The sequence below is a fragment of the Thermoplasmata archaeon genome (assembly GCA_035632695.1).
Classification (GTDB): domain Archaea; phylum Thermoplasmatota; class Thermoplasmata; order RBG-16-68-12; family RBG-16-68-12; genus RBG-16-68-12.
Genome location: DASQGG010000141.1, coordinates 1 through 7418 on the forward strand (window position 1 = coordinate 1; position 7418 = coordinate 7418).

Consider the following 7418-nt stretch of genomic DNA (forward strand, 5'->3'; position numbering starts at 1 on the left):
CGGCGATGAACTACGTGCTCGCCGTGCTCACCCATTTCAACGCGGGGAACGGAGAGGTCGTGGTGAAGGCGCGGGGCCGGTCCATCTCACGGGCCGTGGACGTCGCCGAGATCGTCCGGAACCGGTTTGCCCCCGGGTCCAAGGTGCGCGATGTCCGGATCGCCACGGAGAAGGTGACGGGCGAGGACGGCCGGACTGCGAGCGTGAGCAGCATCGAGATCCGCTTGACGAATCAACCCGCGGTTTCACGCCCATTGCCACAGCCTGCGGACAAGGAGCGCCTTCGCCGCGTCGTTCACCAGGAACGCCGTGACGAGAGAGAAACCGAGGACGGTCAGGATTTCCACAGGTGAGATGGAGCTCAGCTGGAAGAAACCGACCGTGGACATCGCGGCCACGATTAGGATGTCAAGCACGACCGCGAGAAGGAGCGGAAGGCTTGGTCGGCTCTCCCAGAAGTGACCTCGCTCGCGCAAGATCATCACGTGCAAGACGCCGAGGAAGACGAGGTAGTCGAAGATGAACGTCTGGAGCCGAGGCAGGCTCCCCAAGATCCCGAAGAGCCGGTCCCCCAGGTAGAGGAGACCGAACGACTCGATTACGATCAGGATGCCGAGGGCGACCGCGACCTGCACGAGGCCACGGACGTTCCAGTTGTCGGGGGTCTTCGAGTATCGCACCGTGTCCGTGGCGAGGGACAAGGTGACGAAGTCGGTCACGAACAGGAAGAGGATCATGGAGAAGACCGAGACGACGTACTGTCCGGTCAACAGGAAGGCGAGAACCACGAATACGACGATCTGGAAGGTCTTGACCACCTTGTTCAGAATCCACGTGATGATCCGCTGGTAGACCATGCGGCCCGATTGCACGAGGTCGATGCTCCCGGCCAACCCTTCCCGGGTCAGGACGACGCTGGCCGACTTCTTCGCGACGTCCGTGGCGTTGCTGACCGCGATGCCCACTTCCGCCTGACGCAGGGCGGGTGCGTCGTTCACCCCGTCGCCCGTCATGCCGACCACGTGGCGGTGCTCCTGGAGCGCCTTGACCACGAGGTACTTGTCCTCGGGGTAAATTTCCGCGAATCCGTTCGCCGACTCGATCATCTCGACGCCCTGGCCCGCGCTCAGCGCGCTCTTCACGTCGCCAATCCGCGTGACTCGATCGCCGAGCCCCACCTCCCTCGCGAGTTCCTGGGCGATCGGAAGCGCGTCGCCCGTCAGCATCTTCACGGAAATCCCCAGGTCGCGCAGTTCGGCGAGGTGGCGGGCGGAGTCCTCCCGCGGTGGGTCCGCGAACGCCAGGAGGCCCACGGGCGTGGTCTTGTCCAGCGAGGGCCCGACCCCGACCGCGAGGGAGCGATACCCCTTCGCGGAGAACCGCTCCACCTCCTTCACGACGCGGGCCAAGTCTTCCTTGGAGGAGCCCGGGGCGACCACTGCGTTGATGGCGCCTTTGAGGGAGTACAGCTTCGTCCCGTCCTTCTGGATCGCGGCCGCGGTCCGTCGCGTCCGTGGGTCGAACGGCACGAACGCCTGCTGGGTCCAGCCCTGGGCGTCTACGCCGCGCGCCCGGGCCGCCTCGAGGACCGCGACGTCGATGGGATCACGGTTCGCCTCGCGGGAGGCCAGGGCTCCAAACCGGAGCACGTCCTCCGGGGTGTAGGCGCCCAAGGGCACCGCCTCAACGACCCGGAGGCGGTTGACCGTAATCGTCCCGGTCTTGTCCGCGCAGAGGACGTCCATGGTCGCGGCGTCCTCGGCGGCGCTGAGTCGCGTGATCAGGACTCCCTTCTTCGCGAGCTCGAGGGATCCGAGCGCCATGGAGATCGTGAACATCGTGGGGAGGGCAACGGGGATCGCGGACACGAGGAGGACGACGGCCAGCGGGAGGAGTGCGACGACGTCTCGGCCGAGGAACGCGGCGTAGGCGACGGCGACCGCGAGCAGGCTGCCGACCATGACCAGGAGCCATTGGACCACCTTCGAGGTCACCTCTTCCATGTGGAGTCGGGGCTTCGCGATCTGAACCAGCTCCACGGTCCTGCCGAAGTACGTCTTCGCGCCCGTCGCGACGACGACTGCCGTGGCCTCGCCGCCGGTAATGGTGGACCCGGAGACCACCACTTCGTTCTGCCCCTTCTCCACCGCGAGGGACTCCCCCGTCACGGCGGACTGGTCGACTTCCAGCACGCCCTCGTGGATCCGCAGGTCCGCGGGCACGAAGTCCCCCGTGCGGATCCGGACCACGTCGCCTGGGACGAGCTCCCGCGCGGGGACGAGAGACCACGTGCCGTCCCGGAGGACGCGCGCGCTGACCTGGAGCTGCTTCCGGAGGAACGCGATCGCCTGGCTCGCGCGCTCCTCCTGGTAGAACCCGAGGATGCTGTTGAGGACGAGCAGGCCGAGAACGATGTACGTGTCCCCGAGGTTCCCGAGGAACCACGTGAGCAGGGCGGTCAGTTCGAGCATCCAGGGCGTTAGGCCCCAGAATTTCCGGAGGAAGCGAAGGACGGAGCTTTCCTTCTTCTCGGGGACCTCGTTGGGACCGTATGCCTGGAGGCGTCGGGCGACCTCGCTCGCGGATAGACCGCGCTCGATGTCCGTGGGGGGTTCGGGCGGAGGCCTAGCGGGCACGGCTGCGACGCCCGTCGCGAAACCGAAGATCGAGTGCATCCGTGCCGCCTTGGCGCCCGCACACCGGATTGCGGTCAATAAACCTTGGCCTCTCTTCCGGAGCCGGAGGGGTGTTCAGCCGTCCGTGGGCCTATCCGAGCATGCGCCCGCTGGGGAGGGTGTCGGGTCACCACGGGAGAGCCCTCAGGGGGAAAGGGCTTTATGGGCGACGGCAGGTCGCCACACGTGGACGAGATCCTCGCCGCAGCCCGTGCCGTGGACTGGGCCAAGCTGGGGGAGCGCGGACTCTGCGACGCCTGCCTCGGCCGCCTCTTCGGCAAGCTCGGTCACGGCCACACGAACGAACAGCGAGGAGCTGCCATCCGCGGAATGGCCCCCGCGGCCGCGGCGTCCTGCTGGCTGTGCCAGGGGCTGACGTCTCGCTATGAGGCGCTTGCCGGCCTGGTCGCCAAGAAGCTCGAGGCTTGGGGATACGACACGTTCCTGATCGGATCCAAGGTAGACCCGGAACTCCAGGCGCGGGAGGAGTCTCTGTGGGCGGACCTGTCGCTGACCGGCCCCGAGCCCATGAAGTCCGAGGTGAACCGCGAGGTGGGCAAACGCGTGTGCGACCTCACCGGCAAGGAGCCCTCCCTAACCGGTCCCGACATCCTCGCGATTGTCGACACCTCGTTCGACCACGTCGACCTCGTCGTGAACCCGCTCTTCCTACGAGGCCGCTACCGCAAACTCGTCCGTGGAATCCCGCAGACCCGCTGGCCCTGCAACCGCTGCCGGGGCAAGGGTTGCGCCAAGTGCGGCGGCACCGGGAAGATGTACGCGACGAGCGTGGAGGAGATCCTGGCCGCGGAGGTCATGCGCGAGACCGGCGGCAGCGGGCACGCGCTCCACGGGATGGGCCGCGAAGACATCGACGCCCGGATGCTCGGGTCCGGCCGCCCCTTCGTCCTCGAGATCAAGGAACCGAGGAAGCGGCAGGCGGACCTTGCGGCCGCGCGAGACCGCGTGAACGCCTCGGGCCAGGTCGAAGTGAATGTTTTCACCCCTGCCACGCGGCACGATGTCCTGGCGGTGAAGTCGGACCGCGCGGACAAGGAGTACCGCGTCCTTGTTCGGTTTGCCTCTCCCGTGGACGAGGCAAGCCTTAAGAAGGAGTTGTCCATCTTGGAGGCGCAGCCGATCGCGCAGCGCACCCCGACCAGGGTGGTCCATCGGCGGGCGGACACGACGCGGCACCGTGCGGTGAAGAGGGCGGAGCTCCTCTCCACGGACGGGACCGTGGCGGAACTCCGGGTCACCGCGGAGGCCGGCTCGTACATCAAGGAGCTGGTCCACGGGGACCGCGGGAGGACCAAACCGTCCCTAGCGGACCTCCTCGGCGTGGCGTGCGAGGTGCTCGAGCTCGACGTCACGGACGTCCACGACAGCCGGTGAACGGAGCATGGTGAAAGCCTCCAAGGGAATCATGGAGAAGACGCGGCAGAAATACCGCCGCAGCCCGCGCGAGCGTGGGCTCTCGCCGATCACCCGCTCCTTCCAGCGGTTCGAGGTCGGGGACAAGGTCACGATCCTCATCGACTCCAGCGTGCAGAAGGGCTGGCCGCACAATCGGTTTCACGGGATGACCGGGACCGTGGTCGGAAAGCGGGGGCGTGCGTACCTGGTCGACGTCCGTTTCGGATCGCGCATCAAGCAAGGCGTGGCCCTGCCGGAGCACCTGCGCCGGGCCTAGGAGGGATGCGAGTGGAAGAGGAATACGTGTCCCTGTCGGAGCTCAAGATCATTCTGGAGCGGGAGAAGACGGCCCGTGGCGAGCTGACGCCCGAGCAGCAGTACGCCCTCTCCCACTCCGCCGCATTCGCCCGGATCGCGCCGGAGAAGGTCCCCGCGATGGTCAAGGAGCTCATGGAGGTCCCCATGATGTCCCTGGCCAACGCGGTCAAGATCGCGGACGTGCTCCCGACGCACCTGGACGACGTGCGCGCGATCTTTGCCAAGGAACGGTTCGCCCTCTCCAAAGAGGATGCCGAGAAGGTCCTGGAGATCGTCAACAAGTACCGTTGACCGAGGCGATTTCCGTGGAAGACTATGCCCGCATCCTCGACTATCTACCGCAAGGTCATCCCGACCAGTCCAAGTACCACCGGGAGCCGCTGGCGTACGCTCTGGGAGAGGACGAGTTCAAGCTGTTCGAGCTCGTGCCCAAGGAAGGCGCGGAGCTCGCCGTCGGATCGAGGGTGTACATCGGGAAGGAGATCGACCTTCGCAAGGAGATCCTCCACGTGAAACGCCGCGTCTCCTACGAGGAGCTGACCGTGGGCGCCCAGAAGGAGCTCTCCTTCGTCGTCGCGGAGATCGTCAAGGAGAAGGAGCCCCGGTTCATCGACTTCTTCAACAAGGCCCAAGCCATCACGACCCGCTTCCACATGCTCGAGCTCCTGCCCGGTCTCGGGAAGAAGACCATGTGGGCCATCCTCGAGGAGCGCAAGAAGGGGCCGTTCAAGGACTTCGCGGACTTCGAGAAGCGGGTGTCGAGTGTCCACCACCCCGAGAAGCTGATCGCGAAGCGCATCGAGATGGAGATCTCGGACCCCACGCAGAAGTACCGCCTGTTCGTCGCCCGCTAGCCGACGGGGGGTCGCGGGAGGGCCGACGCGTGAATCTCCGGCGTCCCGCGTTCTGGCTTCTCGTCCTCGGGGTCATCGCCGTCGACCTCTGGTGGTCGGGCACGCCGCCCACGTTCGAGCTCTGGTGGATTCCCCTGTTCCTGGTGAATGCCGTGTGTCTGGGGCTCGTCCTGTGGCCCCTGATCCGGGGCCGGCCCTAGCCGCGGGCCGCTACGCCTTCGCCAGCGGTGCCTCGACGCGGGCGCAGTCCTGCTCGGAGAGGCCGAGTTTCTTCCGAAGGACATCGAGGAGCTCACGACTCGCGGGCGGGATGGGCCCGTGCTCAAAGGCCTCGATGGCGACCGCGCGGTAGATCCCCTCACGGTTGGCCAGGACCTCCTCGACGACCTGCGTCTCGATCCGCTCGTGCTCCTCCTTGGAGATCCCGAGGTGCTCCCGCAGCTGCTCGATGAGGAGCCGCTCCGTCGCGGTCACGCGCCCGTCCTTCCAGGCCGTCATCACGGCGCGGGTGTAGTCCTCGATGTCCTTGACCCGCTCGTCCATCTCCCGCTTTCGGCGCTCGTCGATGCCGTTCAGGTACTGCAGGTCGAGCGTGTCCACGTTCATGGCCTCGCGGACAATGTCCGAGAACGTCAGGTGGGCCGAGGTCGCCTTGTCGATCTCGTCCAGGGTCATCTGTTTGGTCACGCCCTCCACCCTCACGGGGACGTGGATCGTCGAGAGGCGCTGCTTGATCGCGAGGGCCCGCTCCCAGCCACGGGGCGCGAGGTAGTAGGCGAGCATGCGCTGCTTCTCCGCCTCGACGTGGCCTTTGGCCTCGACGAGGTAGCCCGCCTTGACCATCTCGTCCAGGTAGCGGGAGAGGTGCTTCCGCTGGATTCCTGCGGCGTACGCGATGGCCTTCTGGGTGAGGGCCTGGGGCAGGACGTACCGCTCCTCCATGTGGCGGAAGTCCGTCAGGTAGAGCAGGATGCGGTCCTCCGTGTTCAGGGCCAAGAGGGGCTCGGGCACGCGTCCCCGAACGCCGCAAGGGGGCCATAAGGGTTCCCGTATCCCGCTTCGGAGACCTCCCCGCCAGGTTCATAAGTCCCCCCTCGGCTGGGGGAGGCGCGATGATCCCCCTTCCGGCGGCCGCCCCGGCGCCGGACCTCACCCGCGTCTTCGACGCGGACACGCAACGGGCCATCGCGAGCGGTCTCTGCATCTCGTGCCGCGGGGCCAAGCTCCTGTGCGGCAAGGCCCGCTGCCCAATCCTGGTCCGGTGGGATTTCATGATGCGCACGGCGCCCGCGATCGACCGCCTCGACCTGGAGGGCGCGTCGCCTCCGGGCGTCTTCGTCGGGCGTTTCGGCTACCCGAAGGTGTTCGTGGGGCCCCTGGTCCCTCCCCTTCATGGGGACACGGAGATCCTGGACACCCCCGAGGGGTGGATCGGGAAGTCCATGGAGGACATCGTGTCCTTCCGATCCCAGCTCGTCCGCGGGATGCATCGGGTCCACGTGATGGACGTGGAGACCGGCGGTCGGGTCGTCGATGTGACGCGCGAGCTCGCGCTGTCCGTGGCATCCACGGAGACGGAGGTCTCCTTCACGAAGAAGCCCCACGGCCATGTGGTCCTGGACGACGACGTGCAGCCCTTCGGTCCGTCCGCACCCCTGCGGAACGTCGATGTGGGCACCCTCAAGGTGGATCCGAGGTTGGACCGCGCGTACTCGGACGGCGATCTCCTGGCACGCGATGCCGTGGTGGACCTGTACCGCACCCATGTCCCTGTGTCGAATATCCAGCGAGCCTTCAGCGTGGGCGCCTTCGGGGTCGCGAAGAATCGCAAGTTCGTCCCAACCCGCTGGTCGATCACCGCCGTGGACGACACGATCGGGAAGGCGCTCCGCGCCCAGGTCCAAGAATTCCCCCTCATCGACGCGATCCGTGTGTTTGAGGCGGTGGGCTTCGACGACCGCTTCCTCGTCGTCCAGATGTCGCGACCCTGGCGGTACGAGCTCATCGAGGCCTGGTACCCGAACACGCTCTGGAACCCCCTGGGCCGGGAGATCGTGATGTTCGGGGATCACGAAGGATATGAGGGCCGGACGACGTACGCGAGCATCGGCGGCTGCTACTACGCGGCTCGGCTCGCGGTTGCGGAGGCCCTGGT

The 7418-nt window shown here is 66.7% G+C and carries 8 protein-coding genes and 1 pseudogene; 7 read left to right on the plus strand and 2 right to left on the minus strand.

Annotated elements, in window-relative coordinates:
- Positions 1-5: 5 nt before the first annotated feature.
- Positions 6-227 (plus strand): annotated as a pseudogene (gene albA / locus VEY12_08935) (DNA-binding protein Alba).
- A gap of 18 nt (positions 228-245) precedes the next feature.
- Here the strand turns inward: albA and VEY12_08940 are convergent.
- Positions 246-2675 carry a plasma-membrane proton-efflux P-type ATPase gene (locus tag VEY12_08940; GenBank protein HYM40249.1) on the minus strand — a complete coding sequence of 810 codons (2430 nt, stop codon included), beginning with the start codon at positions 2673-2675 and terminating at the stop codon, positions 246-248.
- A 186-nt stretch (positions 2676-2861) separates the two neighbouring features.
- Here VEY12_08940 and VEY12_08945 point away from each other — a divergent pair, with 186 nt between their 5' ends.
- From VEY12_08945 to VEY12_08965, 5 genes are read left to right on the plus strand one after another with little or no spacing between them, the layout of a single operon-like run.
- Positions 2862-4070: a tRNA pseudouridine(54/55) synthase Pus10 gene (locus tag VEY12_08945; GenBank protein HYM40250.1), complete on the plus strand. Its 1209-nt coding sequence runs from the start codon at positions 2862-2864 to the stop codon at positions 4068-4070.
- Between the two features lie 7 nt (positions 4071-4077).
- Positions 4078-4368, plus strand: coding sequence for a 50S ribosomal protein L21e (locus VEY12_08950; GenBank protein HYM40251.1), 291 nt, complete (start codon positions 4078-4080; stop codon positions 4366-4368).
- A gap of 11 nt (positions 4369-4379) precedes the next feature.
- Positions 4380-4700, plus strand: a complete 321-nt coding sequence (locus tag VEY12_08955; GenBank protein ID HYM40252.1) for an RNA polymerase Rpb4 family protein — start codon at positions 4380-4382, stop codon at positions 4698-4700.
- A 14-nt stretch (positions 4701-4714) separates the two neighbouring features.
- Positions 4715-5263 carry a DUF655 domain-containing protein gene (locus VEY12_08960; GenBank protein ID HYM40253.1) on the plus strand — a complete coding sequence of 183 codons (549 nt, stop codon included), beginning with the start codon at positions 4715-4717 and terminating at the stop codon, positions 5261-5263.
- A 29-nt stretch (positions 5264-5292) separates the two neighbouring features.
- A complete protein-coding gene (locus tag VEY12_08965) occupies positions 5293-5463 on the plus strand; it encodes a hypothetical protein (GenBank protein ID HYM40254.1) in 171 nt (56 codons plus the stop codon).
- Positions 5464-5473: 10 nt separating this feature from the next.
- On the opposite strand, the gene VEY12_08970 is transcribed toward VEY12_08965, so the two are convergent.
- Positions 5474-6274, minus strand: a complete 801-nt coding sequence (locus VEY12_08970; protein ID HYM40255.1) for a hypothetical protein — start codon at positions 6272-6274, stop codon at positions 5474-5476.
- A 101-nt stretch (positions 6275-6375) separates the two neighbouring features.
- Between VEY12_08970 and VEY12_08975 the strand changes: the two genes are divergently transcribed.
- A partial coding sequence (locus VEY12_08975) for a hypothetical protein (protein HYM40256.1) occupies positions 6376-7418 on the plus strand: 1043 nt, incomplete at its 3' end.

Bases quoted from the DNA above. Each gene is read 5' to 3' on its own strand.
- VEY12_08940 (HYM40249.1), bottom strand. From the start codon at position 2,675: ATGCACTCGATCTTCGGTTTCGCGACGGGCGTCGCAGCCGTGCCCGCT.
- VEY12_08950 (HYM40251.1), top strand. From the start codon at position 4,078: ATGGTGAAAGCCTCCAAGGGAATCATGGAGAAGACGCGGCAGAAATAC.